The organism is Porphyromonas sp. KLE 1280 (genome assembly GCF_000700805.1).
Lineage (GTDB): Bacteria > Bacteroidota > Bacteroidia > Bacteroidales > Porphyromonadaceae > Porphyromonas > Porphyromonas pasteri.
Genome location: NZ_KL362962.1, coordinates 170,255 through 196,872, shown reverse-complemented (window position 1 = coordinate 196,872; position 26,618 = coordinate 170,255). Strand labels below are relative to the sequence as shown.

Here is a 26,618-nt window from a genome sequence, read left to right as displayed (position 1 = left end):
GGCTTATGCCTTCAGCTCCATAGCCGTGAGGAGCTCTTCGACAGCGGCATTAAGCCCATCGACATTCTTACCACCAGCCGTAGCGAAGTGAGGCTGACCGCCGCCACCACCCTGGATATGCTTGGCAGCAGCACGGAGGAGCTGTGAAGCGTTCCAGCCTCTTGACTCTACCAGATCCTTGCTGATCATCAGCGTTAGGCTGGGCTTAGAAGAGCTGGGCTCTACGCAAGCGGCGATAAAGACGAAGGGCTCGTGCAGCTCACCTGCGATCTGGAAGGCGATATCCTTGATGATCTCAGCAGGAACCTCCTTCTCGACGAGGAAGAGGCGTACACCGCCCACCTCGACACGCTTCTCCAGTAGCTGACGCTTCTTCTTGGCGATTTGCTCACGGACGTACTCCCCTACCTGCTTACCGAGCTCGGCGTTCTCCTCAAGGGTCTTACGGATAGCCGTCATCAGCAGGGGGCTATTATTGAAGAGCTGGCGGATAGCATCGATCATATCAGCCTGCTCATAGAGGTAGTTCTCAGCAGCTGCACCCGTGACAGCCTCGATACGGCGTACACCTGCGGCGACGGAGGACTCACTCGTGATGCGCAGCGTACCGATCACACCCGTAGAGGCGACGTGCGTACCCCCACAGAACTCAGTCGAAGAGCCAAAGCGAATGACACGAACGTGATCCCCATACTTCTCACCAAAGAGAGCCATAGCTCCCATCTCGCGAGCTTCGTCAATGGGCACCTCGCGGTATTCCTGTAGAGGGATGCAGGCACGGATACGTGCTGCGACGATACGCTCGACAGCACGGAGCTGCTCGGGCTCGACCTTCGCAAAGTGAGCGAAGTCAAAGCGCAGGACCTCGTCAGAGACGAATGACCCCTTCTGCTCGACGTGTGAGCCGAGGACTTCACGTAGGGCCTCGTGTAGGAGGTGCGTAGCAGAGTGATTGGCCTCGATACGATGACGACGCTCTTCGTCAACCACGGCACGGAAGTCACCCTCCAGCGTAGCGGGAAGCTTCTTCATCAGGTGGATAGCGAGGTTGTTCTCACGCTTGGTATCAAAGACTTCGTACTTCGTGCCATCGGCAGCGATGAGGAAGCCCTTATCACCTACCTGCCCACCCATCTCTGCATAGAAGGGAGTCTCAGAGAGGACGACCTGATAGAAGGTAGCATTCTTCTGCTTCACCTCACGATAGCGCAGGATCTCCGTGGTGCACTCGAGGGTATCATAGCCGACGAAGCGTACAGCAGAGCCATCATTGACGACCTGCCAGTCACCAGCATCGATAGCAGCGGCATTACGTGCACGCTCCTTCTGCTCCTGCATAGCCTTATCAAAGCCCGCTTCGTCGACGCTCAGCCCCTGCTCGGTGAGGATCAGGGCGGTCAAGTCGAGGGGGAAGCCGTAGGTATCATAGAGGACGAAGGCATCGTGCCCATCAAGGACGGTCTTACCCGCCTTCTTCGCCTCCTCGATCTGCTTATCCAGCAGACGAATACCCGTCTCCAGCGTGCGCAGGAAGCTCTCTTCCTCCTCACGCATCACCTTAGCGATGAGCTCGCGACCAGCGATAAGCTCGGGATAAGCATCGCCCATCGTCTCGATGAGTACGGGCAGGAGGCTATACATGAAGGCCTCACGACGACCGAGGAAGGTGTAGCCGTAGCGGACAGCACGGCGTAGGATACGGCGGATGACATAGCCCGCCTTAGCGTTGGAGGGAAGCTGACCGTCGGTGATAGCGAAGGCAATCGTACGGATGTGGTCAGCGATGACGCGCATAGCGACATCCGACTTCTGGTCAGCACCATATTCGATCCCCGTGAGCGTGGCGATAGCCTGGATCATCGGGGTGAAGATATCGGTATCATAGTTCGACGTCTTCCCCTGCATAGCCATACAGAGACGCTCGAAGCCCATCCCCGTATCGATGACGCGCTTAGGCAGTGGCTCGAGAGAGCCATCGGCCTTACGGTTGTACTGCATGAAGACGAGGTTCCAGATCTCGATGACCTGAGGGTGGCTCTGGTTGACCAGCGTGAGGCCATCGACGGCCTTACGCTCTTCATCAGAGCGGATGTCGATATGGATCTCGGAGCAAGGGCCGCAAGGACCTTGGTCACCCATCTCCCAGAAGTTGTCGTGCTTATTCCCGTTGATGATACGCTCGGCGGGTAGGTGCTTTGCCCAGATAGAGGCAGCCTCGTCATCGCGCTCAAGGCCTTCAGCAGGAGCTCCCTCGAAGACCGTCACATAGAGACGCTCGGGGGAGAGGTGAAGTACCTCCGTCAAGTATTCCCAAGCCCAGTCAATAGCTTCGTGCTTGAAGTAATCTCCGAAGGACCAGTTCCCAAGCATCTCAAACATCGTGTGGTGGTACGTATCATGGCCCACCTCCTCAAGGTCGTTGTGCTTACCGCTTACGCGAAGGCACTTCTGTGAGTCCGCCACGCGGCTATGCTTGATCTCGGCATTACCGAGGATGATATCCTTGAACTGGTTCATCCCTGCGTTCGTAAACATCAGGGTAGGGTCGCCCTTGACCACCATCGGAGCTGATGGTACGATCGTGTGGCCCTTACTTTGGAAGAAAGACTTATATGACTCGCGAATCTCTTTAGAGGTCATTGTGTCGTTGTTGCTTACTATTATATGATACTTTATTTGTCCCGCAAAGGTACGGTATTTATAGGTAGTGTAGAAGCCCTACCACACAAGAGCTCTTTGCTACCCGCCTCTACACATATAGAGAGAAAATGTACGCGCGCGAGGGGAAGCAGCCTTATCGAGAATCACTTCGTCGCAATGGGGATTGCATACCACCGCTATACTGTCCCCCTTCGCAACCCATATTGAGGCTGTTGCCACGAGTCCCGACTTCTATTTATTCTGCTAAGGTATCGCACGCCCAGCTCCCCGATATGCCTCTCCGAAGTGATACACAAGCCCTTCACCTTATCGCAAGTATTCCTCTTATTCAGCGGAGGAAAAAGTGCTGTTTTTGCGAAGAAAAAAGCGCCTTCACGTAGTGGTTTTCTTCTGTCTATGCACGTAGTCTTAAAGACCAGGTACGTCAGTCCAAACATCCACGTACGTAGATATTAAATCCACGTACGTAGCTCAAACATTTCTGCCACTCGTCCACAACTTTTATCCCTACGCGGAGCAATAATCTAATAGAGGTCACTTCACAAAGCTATATAGGGATCAGTCCAAAGCTATATAGCTTTCTTCGACATCCCTATATAGCCCGACCCCGTACCCATATTGGTCGGCAGGCTGACCTATATAGGTTCATTTACCCAGCTATGGAGACCCACTTCTTCGCCTCTCATAAGACACAGATACACTCACGCTTAGACACTTCTCACATCTTTTATGATTATCAGCGTGCAGTCACCTCTCTTAGAGGGCGAGAAGGATGGTCATAGCACAGAGCTACTCCCTGCGGTAGTCTGTGCCACTTTGGTTATCTTTGTCTTACTGTAAATAAGCACGATAGACAAAGCAACATACGCCTTATGAAGATCAACTATCGGATGGGCTTCGCCCTACCCACCCTCATCGCAAGCATATTAGCCTTCGGCTCCTGCAAATCCTCCTCCAAGAACTCCTCTGTACTCCAGCAGAGCGCTATCGGGAAGCCAGGCGAGCTGATGCTCGTCATGGAGAAGGACTACTTCGAGTCCCCCATGGCGATGCAGCTCTATGACCTACTCGAAGAAGATGCCCCTGCACTCCCTCAGAGCGAACCTTCTCTGCGCATCTCGCGTGTCCCTACCCCATCCTTCGAAGGCTCGCTGAAGCTCGTTCGCAATATCTTCCTCCTCGACATCGACCCTCAGCGCTACTCGAAGGTCTCGCTGAAGTACAGCTATGACGACTGGGCGAAGGGGCAGATCGTCGCACGCATGACCTCACCCAGCGCTGACTCGGTACAGAGCTACCTCAAGACTCAGGGCGAGGGACTGATGAACCTCTTCATTCGTCACGAGCTCTTCCTCTACGGTGAGGTTATCGCTAAGACCTACAGCCAGAAGGCAACCGAACTTGTTGATAGCCTCTTCGCTCATCGCGTCAATGTCCCCGAAGATATTCGCAATAAGCGCGTCGGCAAGGACTTCCTCTGGATGTCCAACTCCTCTATGCGCTCTCGCCACGACATCCTCGTCTACACCTACCCCTATCACAGCCCCAAGGATATCAGCCTCGACGCTCTGGTCGCCAAGCGTGACTCCGTACTCAAGGCCAACATCTCGGGCGAATTCGAAGGCTCCTACCCCTGCACCGAGCAGAACTATGGCCTCCTCTACCGCCGCGTACAGCTCCCCGATGAGGAGCTGGCACGTGCTGAGCTCCGTGGTCTATGGAAGATGGAGGGCGGTGCGATGATGGGTGGCCCCTTCGTCAGCCATGCTGTCGTCGATAAGGCTGCCGGCAAGGTCTACGTCTTCGAGGGCTTCGTCTACCGCCCCAACGAGGACAAGCTCCACCTCATCCGTATGATGGAGTCTTCGCTCTACTCCTTCCGCCCCAGCGCTGTCAAGGCCTTTGACCCAGGGATCATCCTCAAGGCTCGCTACACCAAGGGCTTCTAATCCATAGTCTGACAATGAGTACACGCAAGATACGGGTAGCTATCACCCACGGCGATATCAATGGCATTGGCTATGAAGTCGTACTAAAGATCTTTGAGGATGAGCGCATCCTTGAGCTCTTCACCCCTATTCTCTACGGCTCTTCGCACGTAGCAAACTTCTGGAAGGCGCACCTCGGCCTCGAGCATATCTCCTGGCAGGTCATCCGTCAGGCAAGCGAAGCCAAGGACGGCGTACTGAATATCCTCGACTGCACCACGGGACGTGAGCAGGTAGAGATCGGTCAGCCCACCGACGCGGCTGGGCGCGCTGCCTTCGAAGCCCTTGAGCGTGCTACGGCAGATATCCGCATGGGACTCTGCGACGTCCTCGTCACAGCCCCCATCAATAAGGCCGTGATGCCACGCGACCTCTTCCCCTTCAATGGGCATACAGATTACCTCGAGGCGATCGCAGCACGCACACCTGGCGAATCACTGATGGTGCTCGCCTCGGGCGACTGCCGTGTGGCCTTAGCTACGACACACATCCCAGTGAGTGCTATTGCCTCACGACTCTCGAGCGAACTAATCCTCCGCAAGCTCCGCCTCCTCGAGGCTGGCCTACAGCGAGACTTCGGCATCACGAAGCCACGCCTTGCCGTACTTGGCCTTAACCCCCACGCAGGAGATAAGGGGCTTATGGGGAACGAGGAGGATACGATTATCCGTCCCGCTATTGAGGAGGCTTTCACCTCGGGCATCATCACCTTTGGGCCCTTCCCTGGGGACGGCTTCTGGGGCAGCGGGCGTGTAGATTCCTTCGACGGCATCCTGGCTATGTATCACGATCAGGGCTTAGCTCCCTTCAAGGCGCTGTATATGAACGAAGGGGTAAACGTCACGCTGGGACTCAGCTTCGTACGCACATCCCCCGACCATGGTACAGGCTACGACATCGCTGGTAAGGGTATCGCTGATCCCACCTCGATGCGAGAGGCTATCTACAGCGCACTGGACATCTACCGCCACCGTCGCAGCTACGACGAGGCTACGCGCAATCCTCTCCGCCGTCACTACCACAATCGTGGGCGAGACGACGAGAAGCTCGACACGACCAGTACCCCAGACGAATACTAACGCTTCGACCCCAAGCTCATGTCCCTCAAGATATATACCGCCTCGGCGGGATCGGGGAAGACGCACGCGCTCACACGCGAGTTCCTGCGTCTGATGCTCAGCAATGGCGACCCCAGATACTTCACGACTATCCAAGCGGTGACCTTCACTAAGAAGGCCACCGCTGAGATGAAGGGGCGTATCGTCGCTGAGCTCTCTACCCTCGCACGCACCCCAGAGGAGTCCCTATTCACAGATGATCTATGCAGGGAGCTGGGTATCTCGGAGGCGAAGCTACAGGAGCGAGCCAATGCGACGCTGCATGCCCTACTGCTGGAGTACACGAGCTTCCGTGTGCGTACCATCGACTCATTCTTCCAAGAGGTTGTCCGCTCCTTCGCCTACGAGCTGGGCCATGCTGGAGCACTCCGTGTACAGCTTGACTCGGACCAACTCCTTCATCAGGCCGTCCTCGAAGTCTTAGCCCGACAGGATCAAGAGAAGAGCGACAAGGAGATTGAGGCTTGGCTTAGTGAGCTAACCACCGAGGCGATCGAGGATGGGAAAGGCTACAATATCGAAGACCAGCTCAGCAAGTTTGCCAAGCAGCTCGAGAACGAAGCAGTCAAGCAGCTACGTGCAGGCAAGGAATTCCCCTCCCAAGCGCAGGTCAAGAAACTTCGTGAAGCAGCTCGTAAGATCATCAAAGACAGGAAACAAGCACTAAGTGCCCTCGCAGAGAGAGCACTCAATGCACTGGAGAAGTCTGGGGTTGCAATAGAAGATTTGAGCAATGGTAGTACTGGGGTATTCGGAGCAATCTACGCTTGTCGAAGGAATCAAGGTGCTCTCATCGAAAAGTCAAGTGCCTTTGCTGAAAGGTCACGCCTACGTGCGTTCCTTGATGCTACGGACACAGAAACGATGCTGGCTAAGCTAGTAGGAAAGAACAAGCAGGCTATCCGTGAGCAGATCAAGCCCCACCTCAGCAGCATCTATGATGCCCTCAAGGAATTCAGCGACTACAACTTCCAGCACATCCCCATCTACGTTACGGCCCAGCAGATCAACCGATATGCGGGGCTCTATGGCATACTGATCAACATCGACAACGCCCTCCAAGAGCTCAAGCGAGAGGGCAAGCTTATGCTCATCTCTGATGCACCTTCGCTCATCCAAGCGCTACTGAAGGACAATAATGATGCACCCTTCCTCTACGAGAGGATCGGAGCACGCATCGAGCATCATATGATCGACGAGTTCCAGGACACGAGTCGTATGCAGTATGAGAACTTCAAGCCTCTCCTTGATAATGCTCAGAGCCAAGGCCAAGACTGCCTCATCGTCGGTGATGCCAAGCAGAGTATCTACCGCTTCCGAAACTCCGACAGCACCCTACTGACCACACAGCTCACCGAGGACTTCACGTCTTCTGCTGAGTGCAAAAACCTTGAGGACAACTGGCGTAGTGTCCCCGAGATCGTAGACTTCAACAACGCCCTCTACCCACAGCTCTGCTCACTCATCCGAAATGTCTTCGATTCACTCTGGAGCGAGGTCAGGGGCTACGGCTTCCCCGAAGGACAAGAGGAAGTCAAGAGCCGACTGGATGCAGAGCTGGACATCCTCCTCAAGGCCTATGAAGACGTGGAGCAGAATACTCCTAAGCCAAAGCAACAGCGAGGTCTCGGGCAAGTCGTACTCCATCGCTATGCTCCCCCCAAAAAGAAGGATGATAGCACCACAGAGGGAGAGGACAGCGAAGAGACTTCAGACACCGAAGAGGAAGTACCCAGCGGAGCCTTAGATCAACTCCCGCTTGTCCTCGTCGACCTACTCAAGCGAGGCTATCGCTGCTCCGACATCGCTATCCTCGTTCGTACGAAGGCGCATGCAGCCAATGTAGCGGAGACTCTCCTCAACGCTCCCGATGACGTACTGGAGGGCTATTCCCTACCCTTCCTCTCGGAGGAAGCTCTACACGTCGACCGCGCATACTCCGTACGCTTCATCATCGCAGCACTCAGCTATCTGGCGGATACCAGTATCCCACTACGATTAGCAGTCCTCCAAGAAGCCTATCACCAAGTCCTCGCCCTCTCGGGGCAAGCGGAAGAAGACCTATCCGAAGCCGAGCTACAAGAGCTACGTGACTTCGGGCGCCAAGGGCTCTACGAAGTCGTCGAGATCATCAACTCACGCTACGGGAAGCTCTTTCCCGAGGGCGAAGGCGCCTATCTCGTCAAGCTCCTCGATATGCTCTATAGCTGGGAGCAAGAGGAGGCTGCAGATATCTCGACCTTCCTCCAGTACTGGCAAGATAAAGGCCATCTGCAGAGCATTGTCAACAACTCAGCTGAGGATGCCATCACCCTGATGACCATCCATAAGTCCAAGGGGCTTGGCTTCCCCGTCATCCTACTCCCCGACGTCAGCTGGAAGCTGGATGAAGCCTTGAGCGGCAACAAGGAGAACATCCTGTGGTGCCCCATCCCCCACATCAGCGAGACCGAAGAGCTTACGGTAACGCAGGTGACGAGCGTCCCTCTGAAGTACACTGACACGCTGCAGATGAGCTACTTCGCTGAGCCCTACTTTGAGGAGAAGCTCAAGAACATGATGGACTCACTCAACCTCCTCTACGTAGCGACGACACGTCCCAAGCAAGAGCTACATATATGGATCCGGGAGGAAGCACAGCAGACCAAGGAAGAGGAGTCTGGGAAGAAGAAGTCAAAGAAGAAAGAAACATCTGAGGAGAAGATCTCCAAGATAGAAGACCTCTTCCTGGCCTCCGTAGAAGAAGACAAGGCTCTCCATGAGATCCTCCCCGCTCATCAGACGATGAAGGAGGATCCTATAGGTGACAGTACTTCTGCACCAAAGAAAAAGCACTCTGACTCCGAAGAGGATAGCGCTACGGCTCTGCAGGTAGGTGCACTAAGCTCCTACCCTATTGACAAGCGCTTAGCCATCCTTCGTGAGGGACTCGAGTACTTCTCTGAGGATAGCCAGCGTGCCTATGGGCGTACACTGCACCTCATTCTCTCCGAGATCGAGACCGCAAGCGATGTAGCTCCCGCCATCAGCGAGGCCGTACATCATGGATATATCAAGGCCGAGCATGCTGAGGAGCTCTCCTCCCAGCTCCGTGCTGTCGTAGACCACCCCGAAGCAGCCCGATGGTTCGATGGCACAGGGAAGATCTTCAACGAGCGTGCGATCATCGGTGGAGAGCTGGAGACCAGCCGCCGTCCTGACCGAGTGATCTTCTACCCCGATGACCATATCGAGGTCGTAGACTATAAGTCTGGGGAGGAGCGTAAGGGTCACCACCGCCAAGTCCGTGAGTACATAGAGCTTCTTCGTCAGATGGGCTACACTGAAGTCTCGGGCTATCTCTGCTACCTCCATGAGCCAGCGCCCAAGATTCTACAAGTGAAGGGGTAGCCAAGCTACCTTGATACAAGAAGAGCAGCCTACTGCACAGTCCTCAGTGAGGGGTGCAGTAGGCTGCTCTTATATAGTAAAGCGGGAAAGTGAGCGTGTGGCTCAGCGACGATTAATCCTCGTCGTCGTCATCATAGTCGTAGTCACCGACACCGTGAGCATCGAGGAACTCCTCGCTCGCGTCATTGAGGTTATCGATGAGACGCACCAAGATGGTATTATTCTTCTTGAGCTGTGCCTGCTCTTCGGGTGTACCACGAAGGCCATCAAGACGCATCTTGATGAGGGTCTTGTAGCCGTCCTTCATCAGAGCTTCCCAGCCATCGAAGACTTGATAGAGAGCCTTGAGCATACGGTCATCACCATCATAGGCACCGAGTGCAGCAGCCTGCTCTCTCAGGCCCTTGAGATCTTCGATCCACTCCAGGCGAACCCACTCAGCGCGGTTGTAATCCTTGGCATCCATGGCATCATTCATCTTCGCCATCTGGTCGAGACCATAGTTGGAGAGGCAGATGAGCTCGTTGTTGTACTCGACGGCATTGTCGTACTCCCCCTTGGCATAGTAGACGCCTTCATCGGGCTGCCAGCCGCGCTTGGTCTCTTCACCACCGAAAGCAGCTTGCATCTGCTCCTGCATCTTCTGCATCTGCTTCTCGATAGCTTCGGCAGAGTTATCTCCCCCGAAAAGCCCCTGAAGCTTCTTAAAAAGGTCCATCATTTTGATTGTAGTTTGATTATAAATAAATCGATTACAGGGCAAAAATAGTGATTTCCATCAATACCGCAACCCTGCAGACGGTATAATATCGGGCACGTTACAGGCAAAGACAGTCCTATCCCAGCTTAGAAGGAGGCATGGCCCTTCTGCTGAAAGGCCCTACTCCTCGCTATAGACCGTGAGCATAGAGCTCCGAGGATCAGACAAAGTCAACCGATAGACAGCCGCCTTATTGATACGGATCCACATGATGACTCATATAAGAATGCAAGTAGACCTATATAGGAATGATCATAAAGCGATATAGGAATCAGCTCAATCCTATATAGGAACGCGCGCAAAGCTATATAGGAATACATGTAAAGCTATATAGGAATCAGCTCAATCCTATATAGGAACGCATGCAAAGCTATATAGGAATACATGCAAAGCTATATAAGAATACATGCAAAGCTATATAGGAATGATCACGAAGCTATATAGCTTTCACCACCCCATACAATACGACCTCAATAAGAATGCATTGATCGCCCCCCTCAAGCAGTCAATAATAAAAGCCATCACCCTACCGCCACAGGATCATGTGAGCGGTAGGGTGATGGCTTACCCTTGCGAAGGGAGGGAGGCACTATGCCTCGGGGAGGGTCATCTTGACCAAGACGATCTTCGTCGATGTGGAGCGGAGAATCTCAAAGCGCAGGTCACCGATCTCAAGGATCTGCCCCTGCGAAGGGATGCTGGGATGGTGGTACAAGATGTAGCCAGCGATAGTCATGAAGTCCTCATCCTCGGGGAGTGTCAGACCAAACTTCTCGTTGATATCATCGATCTCCATACGTCCGCTGAAGACGAAGGTACGATCATCAAGGCGCTTGGCTACACGCTTCTGACGGTCATGCTCATCCTCGATATCTCCGAAGAGCTCCTCGACGATATCCTCAAGCGTCACCATACCTGCCGTACCGCCAAGCTCGTCGATGACGACTGCGATACTCTTCTTTTTCTGCATCAAGAGGCGCATCAGCGTGCTGGCTTGCATGCTCTCGGGGACGAAGAGGGCTGAGACGATGCGCTTCTGCCAGTCGTCACCGCGGAACATTTCACTCGAATGGATGTAGCCGACGACTTCGTCGATATTCTCCTTATAGACGATGAGCTTTGAGAGTCCCGTGCGGATGAAGAGTTCCTCAAGATGCGCACGCGTCGAGTCAATGCTTGCCCCGACGATCTCATTACGAGGCAGAAGGCAATCACGCACCTGAAGGCCCGAGAAGGAGATGGCATTTTGGATGATCTTCACCTCCGTCTCAATACCCGAGGCCTGACCATCGTCCGAGCTATGCGTGAGGTAGTACTCGAGGTCCAGTGAAGAGAGCTGGGGGCGAATAGCCACACTCGAGGTACGCTGCCCAGCAAGGAAAAGAATCGCACGCGTGATCAGCCCGATGATCCAAGCAAAGGGATAGAGCAGGAGATAGACGAGAAAGAGGATCCCTGCGAAGAAGCGCATCGTGCGGTTGGGGTTAGCACGGAAGGTCACCTTCGGGAGGAACTCCCCGACGAAAAGGATCAGCAGCGTACTGAGGACCGACTGCGCCAAGAGAATGAGCCCATCATTCTCGCCCAAGAGGCTCTTGAGCCAAGGCTCCATCAGCACAGCGGTCAAGAGACCATAGATGACGAGGGCAACATTGTTCCCCAGGAGCATCGTCGTGATGAAGTGGTCGGGACGCGAGTAGAAGACACCTAAGATCCGAGCCGACACACCACCACGGCTTCGGTCAAGCTCAAGACGGAGCTTATCCGAAGAGAGGAAGGCGATCTCCATACCAGAGAAGAAGGCCGAAGCAATTAGGCAGAGGAATATATAGAGGTAAATCATCGTCGATGGTGAGAGCACACTGCGCTGAAGAGCTTAGAGATGGGGAGCTTGCTTCAGCGTATCGGCCCGTGGGGCTGCAGGTGCAGTAGGTGAGGTCGCCTTATTCTCGTCGTAGTCAAAGGCGCCCTTGTTGTCGTAGATCTCATACCAGCTGAGATCGTCCTTGGCATTGAAGTGGGAGCCACGAAGCTCCTTGCCTTGGGTGAGGAAGTAAGTCGTATCATCCGAATAGAGGCGCTTCTCAGCACGAAGCCAAAAGAGACGCTTCGTCTTGAGGCGCTGCCCATCAGGTCCCTGGACATGGACGTGACCGATGAGCTCCCACTCTTCCTTGAGCGGTCGACGGATAGCGGAGTCCGCCTTGATGAAGACCTGACTACCGCTCTTGAGGTCATAGGGGCGTAGGACAAGCCCACGTGGGAAGACCCACTCATTGCGATCATTACGCTCATAGATCAGGAGCTCTGGAGCGGTCATACGATAGCGGATGAGTCCAGAGTCTGAGATGAGCGTATTGAGCGCCACCATACGTGCAGTATAGAGCGAGTCGGGATTGACCGCCAGATTCTTCACCTCGACCTTCTTCTTGCTGCATGCCCCCAGCGAAAGGAAAAGCGTGCAGAATACAAAGAGCATGGCGAAGGGATACGAACGAGAAGTCCCCCGCTGTCTGGATGGAGTATCCAGACGGCGGAGGGCTTCTTCCCTCTCTCTTGCACCTAAGTGCGAAGGGAGATCAGACATAGAGCGAGCTATGTAAATTAGGGAATGACGACACTTTCGCCACCGAAGCTAACCGTAGAGCCCTTCTTGATATCGGGGTGCATGAAGATCTCCTGTGCAGAGGGGAGGTAGCGAGAGTAGTTGGCGATAGCGCGGTTAGCCTGAGCAGAGACCGAGGGGTCTACGCTGGCAGCATGGCGGAGCTTATTGATGACGAGATAGTAGTAGCAGCGCTGCTTGATCTTGTCATCGGGATAGTAGCGAGAAGCATTACCAGCGGAGAGCTCAGCGAGATAGAGCAGTACGCGACCATTGCGGGGATTCTCAGCGAGGATCTTGTTCCCGTAAGAGATAGCTGCGCCACTGTTGCGCTGTACCTGAGCGATCTGGAAGAGTGCTTCGTAGCACTTGAGGCGGTCAGAAGAGTTCTTAGCCAAGTCAATAGCTTTGTTGAGGAACTCCGTAGCCTCAGCGTAGCGCTTGTCGCGGATAGCTTCACCAGCGATACCCATAGCCGCCGTGACCGAAGGCTCGATATCGAAGAGGTAGCGACCGGCACGTACAGAAGCATTGCCATCGCAGCCTGCACGCTGGAAGAGCGCAAGGACATTCTGCAGGAAGGTCTTATCCGTCTTATGCTGATCGATCTTCTCTACCGTATAGGTCTTCTCGAGCTTGTCACAGCTGGCCAGACCGCTCTGAGCGAACTCCGTGTCCATCTGATTCTTGTACGTCTCGATGACCTTCTTAGCTTCGTCCGTCTCTGCAGCAGCGAGGATGGCATCTGCGTACTCAGCAGCCTGCGTATACTCGTTGATGTACTGATCAATCTTCGACTGATCCTTAGAAGCGATGAGGCGCGAGCTGAAGACATAGTAGTAGAGGAGCTGGATAGGCGACTCAGCCTTGTAGCGCTCTACGACAGGCTTAGCCCACTGATAGACCTGCGTGAAGTCTGCATCAGCACCTGCGATCGTCTTGTAGTCCTCGATCTTATCAGCCAGGATCTGAGGCGTACCGACCTTAGCATCATCACCGAAGTAAGTGATACGGTCGTCATAGAGCTTCATCAGCTGATTGAGGATCTTCTTCTTTTCATCAGCAGTCTTAGCCTGACCAAGCTTCCAGTGAAGGATCTTAGCACCGATGATGTATATATTCTTAGATGCTGCGGGGCAGTTATCGTATGCCTTCTGCCAATGCTCATAGGCGTCGGCATAGTTCGCCGTCTTACCAAAGCTGGTCAGCAGGCTGATACTTTGGCGGCAGCGGATGCTGTCTTCACCTGAGCCAAAAGGAGTACCTGTAGCTCTACCCGTCTGGGCATAAGCAGCCGTCGAGAGAAGTCCGAGAGCTGCTACCAGGATCATTCTGTTCAGTTTCATTGTCTCTTGTCTTTAGTGTGTAAATGATTAGCGCATAGTCGGCCGTAGACCTCCACCATATAGAGCGGCGGATAGTCCATAGCAAGGCTATATAACTTAGTTAATACGTGCCTTGCGGAACCAGTTCTCGTTGAAGAGAATCCCCACAGTGAGGCCAAGTGAGTGCTCACGCACCATACCGGTGGCCTGAGGAGTGAGGTACTTATAGTCTACGGTAATATTGACGAGCGAACGACGGTCGATGAGCGGCATACCGATACCGACCGATGCGGTGAGTTCATTGTAGCCCTTCTGCTCACCCGAGGAGGTGGGGACGAGCATATAGGAGTTAGCCCCACTCAGACCAAAGCGATAGCGGGAGCGAGAGAAGAGTCCACGACCACGAGGATCGGGGATCCACTCGGCACCAAGGCCTACACGATAGTGGTCGCGAGGTGCAGCACCATCCTGGGCAAGGCCCGTAGCCTTAGCCCACTGCATGTAGGTGAAGCCTGCTCCGACGAGGAGGCTCTCGCTATGGCGATAGGTAGCACCGACCGAGTAGCTCATAGGCACATGGTGGAGGCTACGTGAGGTGATTGTATCTGAGGACTCAGGCACAAGCTGGCTGGAATTCTCGGCACTAAGGAAGTGCTGATCGATGAGCGTCGAGCGGAGCTTGATCTCAGGGGCGAACGTAGCACCCACGACGAGGCTACGTCCCTTCTTCTGATCCAGATCCAGCTGGTACTGCGCACCGATATCAGCCTTAAAGCCCTTGAGCTGGAGCTGCGTGCGGTAGAAGGGGTTGGATGCACCATCCGACCCGATATATACCTGACGCTCCTGCGTCGTGTAGCCGAAGACATAAGAGCCATTCACCCCGAGGGAAAAGCCACCGATGCGACCAGCTACACCGAGGTAAAGGTCGCTGAAGCCACCCTGTCCCAGATAGGTACGTTGATAGTTATTCTGGCTATCTCCCTGGAGCTTCTCGAGGCTACCGAAGCGATAGCCCACAGTCGAGAAGGGAGTGATCCCCGCACTGACCGCGATATGATGGCTCACGGGGAAGAGGATCGTAGCGTAATCGAGGTTACCCAAGACACGGCTATCACGATTCCCGCCTTCAGCGAGGTGAGATCCACGCAGCGACACTGCTAGATCCATGATGAAGGTCATGGAGTCGACAGCGGTATAGGAGGCAGGGTTAGCGGGGTTGACGACGAGGCCGTCACGCAGCCCCACACCGATACCCCCGAGAGCTCGTGTCGTAGCCGTCTGGCGCATACCGAGTGTCCCATAGCCGAAGCGACTATAGGGCGAGCGGTCTGAGTTGCTCTGGGCGCTAAGGGCGCCTGCTGTCCCAGCTGTGAGTAGTCCTGCGGAGAGGAGGTAGCTGAGGATCTTCTTCTGCTTTATCATCTGTTGTACTCCAGTATCTTATTCAGTCCATAGAGGACGAGGTCGGGCTCCACGCATACCTCTTCGGGGAGGTACTGCTCGATGAGGGGAGCATCGCCCCCCGTGACGTAGACCTTGACATTAGGGTCTGCCGCCTTAGCTTCATCTATATACCCCTTGATCTCATAGATCACGCCACGGAGCACTCCTGAGGTAATCGCCTCGGAGGTCGTCTGCCCGAAGTCTCGTACGGGAGGCGTGATCTCGTGGATCAACGGTAGGCGCGAGGTGAAGTGATTCAGCGCCTTGAGTCGGGTATAGAGCCCTGGGGAGATATTCCCCCCGGTATATTCTCCCTTAGGAGAGATCTGCTCATAGGTGATCGCTGTCCCCAGATCTATGACCAAGAGGCTGACACCCTCGGGTGCCAGAGCATGTGCCCCGACGACAGCTGCGATACGGTCACTACCGAGGCGCTTGCGGTCGTAAGCCACGCTTACAGGTACGGCTATATGCTCGTCGACCTGCAGCACGGTGGGGATACGCTCAGCGAGCAGGCCGAGTAGCATCTTGTCGACAGCTGCGACAGAGCTATAGATCGCCGCCTGCAGGGCTGGGTGATCGGATAAGATGACCCCAGCTTCTCGTAGGGAAACTTGAGGGAAGGAGTAGTGGGCGATGAGCTCACCTCCATCCGCCACGGCCACTTTGCAGACCGAGTTTCCCTGATCGATGATTAAATTCACTTAGTGGTCAGATAGTCAATGATACCACAAAGAAACGGCTTTTATCTGGAATATACCGCAACTACGATAGGAGGAGCGGCTTCCTATCACCGCACCAAGGCACGATGAAGCCATTACTTTAGTCAAAGAGTGGCGTCCCTTCACCAACCAACTCATGCAGTCGGATCAAGGCCTTATCCTCTGCCTCACGCATGCGCTCCTCGTCCTCGGGGCTCTTATCCTTGAGCCCGCAGAGATGGAGGACACCGTGGATGATCACACGGTGCAGCTCTTCGGCGTACTCGTTGCCAAGGAGCTCGGCATTGCTACGCACCGTATCAAGGCTGATGAGCATGTCCCCCGAGATCACATCCCCCTCACTCTCGTCGAAGGTGATGATATCAGTATAGTAGTCATGATCGAGAAAGTCTTGATTGGTCTGCAGGATGCGCTCATCACCACAGAACTGGTAGCAGAGCTCGCCGACACGACGGTCATAGCCAGAAGCGACCTCACGGATCCAGTTGCGAAGGACACGCTCTCGGAGGCGAGGCTCCTCGACATCTTCGTCTGTATAGTAAGCTATAAGCTCAGATTCTTTCGACATAAGTGATATGCTGTAGTCTAATCTTTCTTGAGTAAGGGCTCCTCATCGGCCAGGCGCCCATGGCCATAGCGGAGTACCTCGAAGGGCTCCTCTGTGCAGTCGACGATCGTCGAGGGAGCCAGCGGGATGTCGCCAGCATCGAGGATCGTGTAGACCGCATTCCCATAGCGCTCGTCGATGAGCTCGGGATTGGTGCAGTACTCGGGCTCGTCCTCATCCTCTATGGGGAGCGAAGAGGTGATCAGTGGATTGCCTAAATGCTCGGCAAGAAGACGGCCGATAGGATGCTGGGCAAGGCGGACACCCACCTCACGACGCTGCTTGAAGATACGTGGCAGGGCACCCGATGCTGGGAGGATGAAGGTATAGTTGACCTCGTGATCCTTGATGAACTTGAAGGCGCGGTCATTCATCTTACAGTACTCTGACACCTGGCTCAGCGAAGCACAGGCGATAGAGAGCGCCTTCTTCTTCGGGTCAATCTTCTTTAGGCGACAGATCTCCTCGATGGCACGCTGATGAAGCGCGTCACAGCAGTAGGCGTAGCCCGAAGCCGTGGGATAGATGAAGATCGCACCACGACGGAGCTCATCGACCAGCTCGGTGAGCAAGCGATAGTCGGGGGAGTCAGCGTAGATCTTAGTGAGCATAGTGTAGAGTAGCTATTATGAAGGGGCTATCACTCAGCACCGAGGCCAGCCTGACGCACGACCTCATAGATGAGGATACCGCCAGCGACCGAGACATTGAGCGAACCGATAGCACCGACCTGGGGGATACGGACGATCTTATCAGCACGGCGCAGGACATCCTGTGACACTCCGTGATCTTCAGCCCCAAGGACCAGACCGAGGGGAAGCGACAGCTCACTCTCGGTATAGATATCTACGGCCTTCTCTGAGGCTGCGACGATCTGGATACCGTTCTCTTGCAGGAGGGTCACAGCGGCCTGTATCGAGCTGACACGGCAGACGGGGATACGGTGGAGGGCCCCAGCAGAGGTCTTGACGGCATCGGCAGTCACCGACACGCTCCCTCGCTCGGGGATGATGATCGCATCCACACCAGCGCACTCTGCCGTACGGGCGATGGCACCGAAGTTACGCACATCGGTAAGCCCATCCAAGAGGACTACGAAGGGAGAGCGTCCTTCTTCGTAGAGCATCGGGATGAGCTGATCCAGCTGCGTGTACTCGATCTCGCTGATAAAGGCGATGACCCCCTGATGCTGCTTGTGCGTCAGACGCGTCAAGCGCTCCTCGGGGACGATCTGCACAGGGATCGTACGCTCCTTAGCCACATCCATGATATGGCTCACTTCGCTGCTACGCAGTCCGCGCTTGAGTAAGATCTTATCAATCTCACGACCTGCCTCCAGGGCTTCGATAAGTGGGTGGATCCCGAAGATCAGGTTATTCTTTCCCATCAGTCCTTATACCTTATTATATATATCAGTCTATTCTCTTTGGTTCGTGCCACATGCACCCCAGATCAATCGGGGCAGTTTCAGACGTGCGCACATAGAGCAAAGATACAAAAAGATAACAGCTCCTACCCGTAGACTCACACAGCCACTTGCTCTTCCCCCTGCACACATCTCCACGAGGAGTGATCAGCGCTACATGAGTGCGCGGCACAGCTCCCGGGTCAAAGCGTAAAGAATAAGCCCCTCCCCTATTATCCGAGCAAGAGCATTCCATTGAGGTGGATGCTATGAACCTATATAGTATGGCGAAGAAAGCTATATAGCTTTGTGAAGTGACCTATATATAGGTTGTTGCTCCGCGTAGGGATAAAAGTTGCGGACGAGTGGCAAATAAGTTTAGGCTACGTACGTGGATCTAATATCTACGTACGTGGATATTTGTATTTACGTGCCTGGTCTTTAAGACTACGCGCATAGATAGAGAAATCCCACTACGTGAAAGCGCTTTTTTCTTCACGAGAAGGACACTTTTCCCTCCGCTGGATAAGAGGAATACGCGTGATAAGGCGAAGGGCTTGTGTATCTCTTCGGAGAGGTGTGTCGTGGAGCTGGGCGCGCGATGCCTCAGCAGAATAAAAAGAGGGCAGGACTCGCGACAACAGTCTCATATAGGTCAGTGGGGAGAGCTATATAGGTCACAGTCTCGGTCTATATTGGTCGCTTTAGTGATCTATATAGGTTCATAGCACCCCACTCTATAACTACACACATATCCATCTATGTAACAGACATATAAAGCAAGCCCCCAACCTCAGGCATCTCATGCACTTCGGTGGGGGCTTGACGTATCAACGTAGAAAGGGGGGAGCGTACCTATAGACTGTAGCTGATACTCCCCGAGAGCCAGAAGCCAGGCTGCGGTACGCCAGCGATATCAGCGTACTGCGTGTCAGTGATATTATTCAGCTCGAGGCCAGCACGGAGGTGATTCGTCAGGCGATAGTCGAGCTTGAGGTCAAGCGTCGCAAAGGGACTGGCTTGATTGACACGATCCTGATAGCGCAGCGCCCAAAGGGCTTCTATCCGAGAGCCGACGTTGTGTGCGAGCTGGGCCGTGAACTTGTGGCGGAGATAGTTCAGCGCATACTTAGACATTGCGACACCAGGAGCACGATGCTGCTGCGTCATATAGAGGTAGTCAAGGCTGAGACGTCCCGCATCACCAAGGAAGGGCAGGTACTCGCCAAGGCGAAGAGCCAGCCCAGCTTCGAGACCTTGGTTCGTAAGCTTAGCGATATTATGCGAGGTGAAGGCCGTCTCCGTGGGGTCGAACTTCACCCAGTCAATGAGGTTGCTCCCCTTCATCAAGAAGTAAGAGAGGTGCGCCTCTACGTGCGAGGTCTGGTACTTCGCAATAGCCTCGAAGGAGTGGGCATACTCAGGCTGGAGATTGTCTCCATGCTTGTGGACAGGGTCGGTGTACCAGAGGTCGTTCAAGGTCGGCAGACGCATCGAGCGACTCCAAGTAGCGACGAAGCTCCAGCGATCAAGGGGATGATAGTTCACACTCACCGAAGGGAGGAAGATATACTTCCCTGAGAGGAGTGTATTGTGACTCATAAGTGCCCCAGCAGAGATCAGCCACTTATCCAGCTTGACTGTATGCTCCAGACTGAGGCTGACATTCGTTCGACTACCGAACTTCGTGTAGTAGCTCTCGGGCTTAGCGCGTGGCGTACCGAGCTTATTCCCGATGACCTCCTCATAGCGAAGCTCACCACCGAGTGTCGTCGTCCCGAGGAGGGAGCTGTAGTTGGCGATGAGCCCAGCACCATAGTTATTCACGATATGGTGGTTCTGCCCGAAGGTCGTCCCACGCACCAGCTCGAAGCAGTCGTACTCACGATCCCAATAGATAGTGGGGAGAAGACGCAGGCGCTCACCACCAAGGTCACCACGCAGCGAGGCGATCATACGCTGGGTATGCTCGTACTGATTGGGATACTTAGCCGAATAGAAGGAGTTGGCACCGAACTTTTTCTCATTGTAGCCGAGCTGGAGATCCATCTTGTTCTCCGCAGGGAGATTTAGGCGTGTTTGCCAGAGGGCATTATAGATCTCGTAGTCGGTATTCGTGCGGTAGCCAGCGCTGGAGCGGCGGCTCAGCGAGAGGCTATTCTCCGTCTTGCCCCACGTCATCGCTCCACGGAGCTCTGCACCCACGAGGCGGTGCATACCCGCAGTAGCCTTGGCATAGAGGGAGGTCTCTGCGCTGTGCTTGGTGATGATGTTGATAGCCCCCGAGAAAGCACCTGTCCCATAGATAAGAGCTGAGGGGCCACGAAGCACCTCGATACGCTCGATATCCGAGAGGTTGATAGGGAAATCGAAGCTTAGGTGCCCCGACTTACTGCTGCTGACATTGACCCCATTGAGGAGGATGACGATCTGCTCGTGCGAGCCACCACGGATGGAGACATCAGCCTGTACCCCTTGGGCACCGCGTTGTGCGACGTCGATACCCGCTACATAGTTCAGCAGCTCTTGGATACTTCGCGCAGGGGTCTGGGCGATCTCACGTGCCGAGATGACGGTGACGAGTCGCGTAGCTTCATTCAGCGGGGTAGCCGTCTTAGAGGCCGTGACCGTGACCCCCGTAAGCTCGTTGTCGGGCTCACCGAGGTTATACTCAGGCTCAGACGCAGCTACATTCTGCGCACTGACGGTGGAGGTGTAGGCGCAAGCCAGCGCCAGGCTGGTAAGCGTACCGATGTTGATGATACGGTGCATCGTGTTGAAGGCACCGTAGCTCTTGCGCGTCATACGCCGGAAGCGTAGCGCGACAGAGGTCTGCATGTTTGTTTGCTTCATCTGTAGACAAAAGATTGATTAGACGTGGACCTCACCTCGCTTGCCGTCACGAAGGAGACACAAGCCGAGGAAGGTAAATAAGCCATTGAATAGGAGGATCTCGTAGCCGACCTTATAGCCCCATAGGCTCTCCGCTGCCACTGCGACGCCGTAGCTCACAAAGGGAGAGAGGATACAGAGATAGGGCGTGAAGCGATCACGTACCGCCCAGCGTGTGAAGAGCCCGAAAGCGAAGAGTCCTAAGAGCGGCCCATAGGTATAGGAGACTGCTGTGAAGATCGTCTTCAGCAGGGAGCTCTGCTGGATCTGACTGATGAGGAGTACCATGAGAGCGAAGGCCACGCACATCGCTAAATGAATCCACCAGCGACGGCGCTCCCCTACCGCATCATCCTCGAGCTTCATACCGAGGAGATCGGTACAGACCGAAGTCGTGAGGCTGGTCAGAGCCGAGTCAGCATTGGAGAATGAAGCAGCAGTAATACCCAGCGTGAAGAAGATCAGGACCCACGGACCTAAGTGCCCTGCAGCGAGGAAGGGCAGTATATCATCTCCTCGCTCAGGCAGGGTCAAGCCATGCGCTGCGCCGAAGTGCAGGAGGAGAATCCCCAAGACGAGGAAGAGATAGTTCAGCGGAAGGAAGCCGAAGCCGTAGGTAAGCATATTTGTACGGGCCTCACGGAGTGTACGGCACGTGAGGTTTTTCTGCATCATGTTCTGATCCAAGCCCGTCATCACGATGACAATGAAGATACCGCTGACGAACTGCTTCCAGAAGTACTGCGGGCTCGTCCAGTCATCCAAGAAGAAGACTCGGCTATGAGGATCTTCCCCGACCAAGCGCACGATACCTGAGAGGTTGAGGCCCAGCTGTCCCGAGACGACATAGACGATGAGTCCCAGCGTGAGCACAAGGCAGACCGTCTGCAGGACATCCGTCCAGATGATCGTACCCATACCACCGCGCTGCGTGTAGAGCCAGATGACACCGACGACCCCGAGGACCGTGACGACATACGGCACCCCTATCGGAGCAAAGACGAGCTGCTGCAGGATAAGCGTAATGAGGAAGAGCTTCGCTGCTGCCCCGAAGAGCTTTGAGATGATGAAGAAGAGTGCACCCGTACGATAGCTATGCCGCCCGAAGCGCTGCTCCAGATAGGTATAGATCGAGACGAGCTGCAAACGATAGTAGAGCGGCAGGAGGACGTAGGCGATGACGATGTAGCCAAAGAAGAAGCCCAAGACCAGCTGCATATAGCTCATATCCATCTGCTGCACCATCCCTGGCACCGAGACGAAGGTCACACCCGAGATCGAGTCACCGAGCATCCCGATCGAGACGATCCACCAAGGGGTAGCACGCCCCGCAAGGAAGAAATCCGCATTCGTGCCTCGCCTACGCGTCCAGAAGGTGATCAGGAAGAGGAAGAAGAGATAGAGGACGAAGGTAATCAGTACACCCTGTACCATGATGATAGTTGATAGTGGTGACTAATAGTTGTAGTGCACTTCCCAGTCCTCGGGCGTATTGACCTTACCGCAAGCCTCGATCATCTTCATATCATCCTCGGCTTGACGGCCAATGGTCGTGAGCAGGTCACCCGTGATAGCGGCATTGATACCGACGTAGATAGCCTTGTATTGCGTCTCGGGGGAGAGCTGTGCACGTCCACCAGAGAAGCGAAGGAATGCCCGAGGATTGACCATGCGGAAGACTGCGATAGCCGAGAGGACTTCATCCTCAGTGAGCGGAGTGGAGTTGCCGAGCGGGGTGCCAGCGATGGGCTGAAGGATATTCATTGGGATACTGTAGCTTTTCAAGCGCTTGACGTAGAAGGCAAGCTCGACACGCTGCTCCAGTGTCTCACCCATGCCGATGATACCGCCACAGCAGATACGCATACCCACACGGCGAGCGGCCTCGAGAGTCGCTTCTTTGTCCTCCTGCGTGTGTGTCGTACACAGCTCACGGAAGTAGCTGGGAGAAGTCTCCACATTGCAATGGTAGGTCGTCACTCCGCTATCAAAGAGCTTCTTCAGCTGTGGCTCGGTGAGTAGCCCCAGCGAGGCACAGCACTTGAGCTCAGGATGTGCCCGCTTGATGGCGCGGTAGCTGATGCTCATCATATCGATCTCGCGATCGGTCTGGCGACGCCCACTCGCCACGAGCGAGAAGCGCCCAATGCCCTGCTTGCGGTTGTAGCTGGCCTGTGCTACGCAAGCGCTGGGGCTGACGACGGAGTAGCGCTCTGCTGAGGTCGAATAGTGGGCGCTCTGTGCGCACCACTTACAGTCTTCGGGGCAGTTCCCACTCTTTGCATTGATGATGGAGCAGGTATCGAATGCCTTCCCCATGAAGTGCTCAGTGATCTCGTGTGCTGCTTGGTATAGCTCCTCCTTGTGAGGAGTGGTAAGCAAAGCAAGTGCTTCCTCTTCGGTGATCTCACCGCCAGCGAGGATACGTGCTTTGATGTCTTGTATCATAGTAGTCTTATCGTGTGATCTTATCGATATATAAAAAGCGCTGTCTCGCTACACACCCGCCTCCTATCGTGGAGTGGGTAGTAGCGAGACAGCGCTGTGTCAGCTGCAGAGAGCTACACTGAGGTAGTCTGCAGTATGTGCCGATGCGGTGGGCTTAGGAGTAGGCGTGAGTGCGAGGAGCAGCTCTGAGAGCATAGCTTCCTCGAGGACTTCGGCCTCCTCACGGCTCCCTTCGGTGGGAGCAAGCGTGCCACATACGGCAGGTGTGGTAGCGAGCGTCGTCGTCTTTGCTGAGAGACGCTCCAGGACGCTTGACGAGAGATGCCCGATGGTGACGCAATGCCCGAGGCTGTGGAAGACAGCTGCGCTACTACGTGTCCAGCGACGGAAGTAGAGGCGAGCTGCGCTCAGCGAGTGGGGTTGTGCGGAGTACATCGGAGTGGGTCAGCGTCTTGTGTGAATTACTTAGCTACGCGCTCGAGCCACTTGACCATAGCGAGCATCGTGATCATCGAGGCAGCGCAAGCACCTACGAAGACCAGCCAGCAAGCCCAGAGAGGCACGCTCGTATAGAGGATACCACCGATGAAGAGGAGTGAGTTCCCGAGAGCCGTAGCGGCGAGCCAAGCACCCTGCATGACCCCCTGGAGGTGGGGAGGAGCTACCTTCGATACGAAGGAGAGACCGAGGGGCGAGATGAAGAGCTCAGCGAGCGTGAGGATGAAGTACATCCCGACCATGACCCAAGGCGTGAGGAGCATTTCGTGCTTTGCAGCCTCCGTCATGCCACCGAGCGTGCTCTGATCGGGCAGGCCGAGTGAGCAAACCATCAGGAAGACGTAAGCCAGAGCAGCGATACCCATCCCGATAGCGATCTTGCGGGGAGCAGAGGGTTCCTTACCCTGCTCACGCAGACGGCCGAAGACGTACATCACGAGAGGCGTGAGGCAGACGACGATCAGCGGATTCACCGACTGGAAGATCTCTGCACCCTTAATCACCGTGAAGCCGAGGTCGATCTTGATGACACTCAGGTCAACGTAGTCACGAGCGAAGTATGTGAGCGAGTAACCATTCTGGTGGAAGGACATCCAGAAGAAGATGACGACACCGAATACTGCGAAGAGCGCGTAGATACGCTGCTTGATTTCAGCGGCACTCATCTGAACTTCGTTCTGTGAGGGAGCACCATCCTTAGTTGCAACTTCCTTCTTGCTTGGATCGGGGAACTTCTTCTGGTTAATGAGGAAGATCACCATCGATACGCAGATCATCACAACTGCTGCGATGAAGGCGTAGTGGAAGCCACGGTTGAAGACATCAAGGTACTGACCGACGAAGGCCTGAAGGTCTGTAACCTCATTACCCAGCGACACCTTAGTGGCAAGGCTCTGAAGGTTCTCCATAGCCTGTGCAGGCATATTAGCACCTTCACGCAAGTACTGATGGCAGAGAGCAGGAAGCTCTGCGCTATAGTCGAAGCCATTGTGACCCAGCCACCAGTTACGGATACCTACAGCCATGAAGGGTGCGAAGATCCCCCCGATGTTGATGAACATGTAGAAGATCTGGAAGCCTGCGTCACGAGCGCTTTGATAGCGAGGATCATCGTACATCTGACCGATGAGCACCTGCAGGTTCCCCTTGAAGAGACCATTACCGAAAGCGATGACACCCAGACCGACGCAAGTAAGCGTGAGGTAGAGGGCAAGGTTAGGTACTGGCGTAGGCGTGGGGATAGCGATCAGCACGTAGCCGAGAGCCATGATGACCAGACCAGCGACGATCGTAGCCTTATACTTCTTCGAGCGGTCAGCGATGACGCCACCGACGAGAGCCAGCAGGTAGATCGAGGCGTAGAAGGCCGAGTAAACGTACCCTGTCGTCTGCTCACTCAGACCGAACTTGGCCGAGATGAAGAGCGTCAGGATCGCCATCATGATGTAGAAGCCGAAGCGCTCTCCCATGTTTGCAAGAGAGGCTGCGATCAATCCCTTAGGATGATTTTTGAACATAAGTTTGGGGTGTTAGGATGAGTATTGTTAGTTACGATTTTCTGTCTTTCGTGGAGGTTCATACAGCAGCTCTCCCCTACTCCTGGCGGATATCAAGGATAGCTCCCGTGCGTGTGTCGAAGTAGATAGCCGTAGCTGTATTGGGTGTCAGCTGGAGCATCTTAGGAGCTAAAGCCTGCAGGGTACCGAGCTGAGCGAGGCCGACCTGCTCATCGGCGAGCTTGCGGCCCTCATAGAGGAGCGTGATGCGTGCCTGACCAGGCTGCACATAGACGATGCTATGCTCGAGCATCTTATCCTTCTTGCGCTGGTCCTTTTCGTTGAGCTCTGGAGCTTGCTCCTGGACAGAGATCACGAGGTGCAGCGGTGCACCACTCAGATCATCCGCCTCCGTCAGACCTGCCACTGGGGAGAAACGAGCCAAAGTCAGCTCACCCTCCTCACGCCCCGTGGGGATGTAGCGAAGGATGTACTCACTGACGCGCTCGGTTGTATCCCCGAGGAAGAGACGCTGTGTGCGCTGCTCCTCACGGCGCAGCTGCTCGAGAGCCAGACGCATAGACTCGCCGTCCTTAGGCATATTATCTACGGAGCCCGTGACGATGTTCATCAGATTCTCGCGCAGGTCATAGAGGTAGCTCGAAGCGATCTCGGCCTGCTTAGCCTTGGAGCCAGCCTGCGAATACTCACGAGAGAGGGCGGGCTGAGCAGTATCGATCTGCTTCTCAGAGACGACACGAGAGTGGCGCTCTTCACTGAGGCTGGCAGGAAGTTCACCTCCGCCATTGATGGAGAAGAGGACACCCGCATCTGTGAGCTTGACGAAGGGAGCCAGCGTCTTGCGGTCAAAGGAGACCAGGTACTGCTGCGTCGAGTCGGGACGGCCTACGGTATAAAGGCGAGCCGAGACCAGCTCAAAGGTATGGAGGGGTTTATCTGATGCTCTCTTATTGAGGTACCTATCAGCATAGGCCGATAGAGGTCCAGGTGTATAGGTACGCTCACGTACCGTCACCACCGTTTCGATCTCGGTGCGGGGCAGGCGGTAGACGACCCCATAGTCCGTCTCCTTGGTAGCGTCATAGCGACGCACCTTCGTCTGAGCCCCAAGTTCGGGAGCAGCGAAGAGTAAGAGTCCGAGCAATGCGATCCAGCGCTCTAATCGATACATGTAATGTCTGTATATGAATGAGTGAACTGACAATTCAGAGCAAAACTAATAAAAAAGCGGGGACA

Annotated in this window: 19 protein-coding genes; 3 read left to right on the top strand and 16 right to left on the bottom strand. The window is 54.8% G+C overall.

What is annotated here, in order from left to right; genetic code table 11:
• Nucleotides 1–3 precede the first annotated feature (3 nt).
• Nucleotides 4–2,640 carry an alanine--tRNA ligase gene (gene alaS, locus HMPREF1121_RS00775; protein WP_044114246.1) on the bottom strand — a complete coding sequence of 879 codons (2,637 nt, stop codon included), beginning with the start codon at nucleotides 2,638–2,640 and terminating at the stop codon, nucleotides 4–6.
• An 893-nt stretch (nucleotides 2,641–3,533) separates the two neighbouring features.
• Between alaS and HMPREF1121_RS00770 the strand changes: the two genes are divergently transcribed.
• From HMPREF1121_RS00770 to HMPREF1121_RS00760, 3 genes are read left to right on the top strand one after another with little or no spacing between them, the layout of a single operon-like run.
• On the top strand, nucleotides 3,534–4,610 hold the full coding sequence (locus HMPREF1121_RS00770) for a DUF4837 family protein (protein ID WP_052353531.1): 1,077 nt from the start codon (nucleotides 3,534–3,536) through the stop codon (nucleotides 4,608–4,610).
• 14 nt (nucleotides 4,611–4,624) lie between these two features.
• On the top strand, nucleotides 4,625–5,728 hold the full coding sequence (gene pdxA / locus HMPREF1121_RS00765; protein WP_044114245.1) for a 4-hydroxythreonine-4-phosphate dehydrogenase PdxA: 1,104 nt from the start codon (nucleotides 4,625–4,627) through the stop codon (nucleotides 5,726–5,728).
• An 18-nt stretch (nucleotides 5,729–5,746) separates the two neighbouring features.
• Nucleotides 5,747–9,157 carry a UvrD-helicase domain-containing protein gene (locus HMPREF1121_RS00760; RefSeq protein WP_044114244.1) on the top strand — a complete coding sequence of 1,137 codons (3,411 nt, stop codon included), beginning with the start codon at nucleotides 5,747–5,749 and terminating at the stop codon, nucleotides 9,155–9,157.
• Between the two features lie 112 nt (nucleotides 9,158–9,269).
• Here HMPREF1121_RS00760 and HMPREF1121_RS00755 read toward each other — a convergent pair whose 3' ends face one another.
• The 15 genes from HMPREF1121_RS00755 to HMPREF1121_RS00685 all read right to left on the bottom strand — a co-directional run bounded on the left by HMPREF1121_RS00755 (nucleotide 9,270) and on the right by HMPREF1121_RS00685 (nucleotide 26,553).
• On the bottom strand, nucleotides 9,270–9,878 hold the full coding sequence (locus HMPREF1121_RS00755; RefSeq protein ID WP_232223705.1) for an LIC11966 family surface protein: 609 nt from the start codon (nucleotides 9,876–9,878) through the stop codon (nucleotides 9,270–9,272).
• A 628-nt stretch (nucleotides 9,879–10,506) separates the two neighbouring features.
• A complete protein-coding gene (locus HMPREF1121_RS00750; protein ID WP_044114243.1) occupies nucleotides 10,507–11,760 on the bottom strand; it encodes a hemolysin family protein in 1,254 nt (417 codons plus the stop codon).
• A 33-nt stretch (nucleotides 11,761–11,793) separates the two neighbouring features.
• Entirely contained in the window at nucleotides 11,794–12,396 is a 603-nt protein-coding gene (lptC, locus tag HMPREF1121_RS00745) for an LPS export ABC transporter periplasmic protein LptC (RefSeq protein ID WP_232223704.1), read from the bottom strand.
• Nucleotides 12,397–12,521: 125 nt separating this feature from the next.
• Complete coding sequence (locus tag HMPREF1121_RS00740; RefSeq protein WP_044114242.1) at nucleotides 12,522–13,868, bottom strand: tetratricopeptide repeat protein; 1,347 nt, start codon at nucleotides 13,866–13,868, stop codon at nucleotides 12,522–12,524.
• Nucleotides 13,869–13,964: 96 nt separating this feature from the next.
• Entirely contained in the window at nucleotides 13,965–15,272 is a 1,308-nt protein-coding gene (locus HMPREF1121_RS00735) for a hypothetical protein (protein WP_052353529.1), read from the bottom strand.
• Nucleotides 15,269–15,997: a type III pantothenate kinase gene (locus HMPREF1121_RS00730; protein WP_044114241.1), complete on the bottom strand. Its 729-nt coding sequence runs from the start codon at nucleotides 15,995–15,997 to the stop codon at nucleotides 15,269–15,271. The genes HMPREF1121_RS00735 and HMPREF1121_RS00730 overlap by 4 nt, the downstream gene beginning before the upstream one ends.
• Before the next feature lie 118 nt (nucleotides 15,998–16,115).
• On the bottom strand, nucleotides 16,116–16,583 hold the full coding sequence (ybeY, locus tag HMPREF1121_RS00725) for an rRNA maturation RNase YbeY (RefSeq protein WP_044114240.1): 468 nt from the start codon (nucleotides 16,581–16,583) through the stop codon (nucleotides 16,116–16,118).
• Nucleotides 16,584–16,600: 17 nt separating this feature from the next.
• Nucleotides 16,601–17,233: an L-threonylcarbamoyladenylate synthase gene (locus tag HMPREF1121_RS00720; protein ID WP_009433493.1), complete on the bottom strand. Its 633-nt coding sequence runs from the start codon at nucleotides 17,231–17,233 to the stop codon at nucleotides 16,601–16,603.
• A gap of 29 nt (nucleotides 17,234–17,262) precedes the next feature.
• The gene (gene rlmB, locus HMPREF1121_RS00715) at nucleotides 17,263–18,009 is read right to left on the bottom strand and encodes a 23S rRNA (guanosine(2251)-2'-O)-methyltransferase RlmB (protein WP_044114239.1); all 747 of its coding nucleotides are present in this window, start codon (nucleotides 18,007–18,009) and stop codon (nucleotides 17,263–17,265) included.
• Nucleotides 18,010–18,882: 873 nt separating this feature from the next.
• Nucleotides 18,883–20,880, bottom strand: a complete 1,998-nt coding sequence (locus HMPREF1121_RS00710; RefSeq protein WP_044114238.1) for a TonB-dependent receptor — start codon at nucleotides 20,878–20,880, stop codon at nucleotides 18,883–18,885.
• Between the two features lie 18 nt (nucleotides 20,881–20,898).
• Complete coding sequence (locus HMPREF1121_RS00705) at nucleotides 20,899–22,353, bottom strand: sodium:solute symporter (RefSeq protein ID WP_044114237.1); 1,455 nt, start codon at nucleotides 22,351–22,353, stop codon at nucleotides 20,899–20,901.
• 21 nt (nucleotides 22,354–22,374) lie between these two features.
• Nucleotides 22,375–23,367, bottom strand: a complete 993-nt coding sequence (gene bioB, locus HMPREF1121_RS00700; protein WP_044114236.1) for a biotin synthase BioB — start codon at nucleotides 23,365–23,367, stop codon at nucleotides 22,375–22,377.
• 99 nt (nucleotides 23,368–23,466) lie between these two features.
• A complete protein-coding gene (locus HMPREF1121_RS00695) occupies nucleotides 23,467–23,802 on the bottom strand; it encodes a hypothetical protein (protein WP_044114235.1) in 336 nt (111 codons plus the stop codon).
• A gap of 26 nt (nucleotides 23,803–23,828) precedes the next feature.
• On the bottom strand, nucleotides 23,829–25,382 hold the full coding sequence (locus HMPREF1121_RS00690; RefSeq protein ID WP_044114234.1) for a peptide MFS transporter: 1,554 nt from the start codon (nucleotides 25,380–25,382) through the stop codon (nucleotides 23,829–23,831).
• A 76-nt stretch (nucleotides 25,383–25,458) separates the two neighbouring features.
• Entirely contained in the window at nucleotides 25,459–26,553 is a 1,095-nt protein-coding gene (locus HMPREF1121_RS00685) for a DUF4831 family protein (RefSeq protein WP_044114233.1), read from the bottom strand.
• Between the last annotated feature and the right edge of the window lie 65 nt (nucleotides 26,554–26,618).

Bases quoted from the DNA above. Each gene is read 5' to 3' on its own strand.
- alaS (WP_044114246.1), bottom strand. From the start codon at position 2,640: ATGACCTCTAAAGAGATTCGCGAGTCATATAAGTCTTTCTTCCAAAGT.
- HMPREF1121_RS00770 (WP_052353531.1), top strand. From the start codon at position 3,534: ATGAAGATCAACTATCGGATGGGCTTCGCCCTACCCACCCTCATCGCA.
- pdxA (WP_044114245.1), top strand. From the start codon at position 4,625: ATGAGTACACGCAAGATACGGGTAGCTATCACCCACGGCGATATCAAT.
- HMPREF1121_RS00760 (WP_044114244.1), top strand. From the start codon at position 5,747: ATGTCCCTCAAGATATATACCGCCTCGGCGGGATCGGGGAAGACGCAC.
- HMPREF1121_RS00755 (WP_232223705.1), bottom strand. From the start codon at position 9,878: ATGATGGACCTTTTTAAGAAGCTTCAGGGGCTTTTCGGGGGAGATAAC.
- HMPREF1121_RS00750 (WP_044114243.1), bottom strand. From the start codon at position 11,760: ATGATTTACCTCTATATATTCCTCTGCCTAATTGCTTCGGCCTTCTTC.
- lptC (WP_232223704.1), bottom strand. From the start codon at position 12,396: ATGCTCTTTGTATTCTGCACGCTTTTCCTTTCGCTGGGGGCATGCAGC.
- HMPREF1121_RS00740 (WP_044114242.1), bottom strand. From the start codon at position 13,868: ATGAAACTGAACAGAATGATCCTGGTAGCAGCTCTCGGACTTCTCTCG.
- HMPREF1121_RS00735 (WP_052353529.1), bottom strand. From the start codon at position 15,272: ATGATAAAGCAGAAGAAGATCCTCAGCTACCTCCTCTCCGCAGGACTA.
- ybeY (WP_044114240.1), bottom strand. From the start codon at position 16,583: ATGTCGAAAGAATCTGAGCTTATAGCTTACTATACAGACGAAGATGTC.
- HMPREF1121_RS00720 (WP_009433493.1), bottom strand. From the start codon at position 17,233: ATGCTCACTAAGATCTACGCTGACTCCCCCGACTATCGCTTGCTCACC.
- rlmB (WP_044114239.1), bottom strand. From the start codon at position 18,009: ATGGGAAAGAATAACCTGATCTTCGGGATCCACCCACTTATCGAAGCC.
- HMPREF1121_RS00710 (WP_044114238.1), bottom strand. From the start codon at position 20,880: ATGAAGCAAACAAACATGCAGACCTCTGTCGCGCTACGCTTCCGGCGT.
- HMPREF1121_RS00705 (WP_044114237.1), bottom strand. From the start codon at position 22,353: ATGGTACAGGGTGTACTGATTACCTTCGTCCTCTATCTCTTCTTCCTC.
- bioB (WP_044114236.1), bottom strand. From the start codon at position 23,367: ATGATACAAGACATCAAAGCACGTATCCTCGCTGGCGGTGAGATCACC.
- HMPREF1121_RS00695 (WP_044114235.1), bottom strand. From the start codon at position 23,802: ATGTACTCCGCACAACCCCACTCGCTGAGCGCAGCTCGCCTCTACTTC.
- HMPREF1121_RS00690 (WP_044114234.1), bottom strand. From the start codon at position 25,382: ATGTTCAAAAATCATCCTAAGGGATTGATCGCAGCCTCTCTTGCAAAC.
- HMPREF1121_RS00685 (WP_044114233.1), bottom strand. From the start codon at position 26,553: ATGTATCGATTAGAGCGCTGGATCGCATTGCTCGGACTCTTACTCTTC.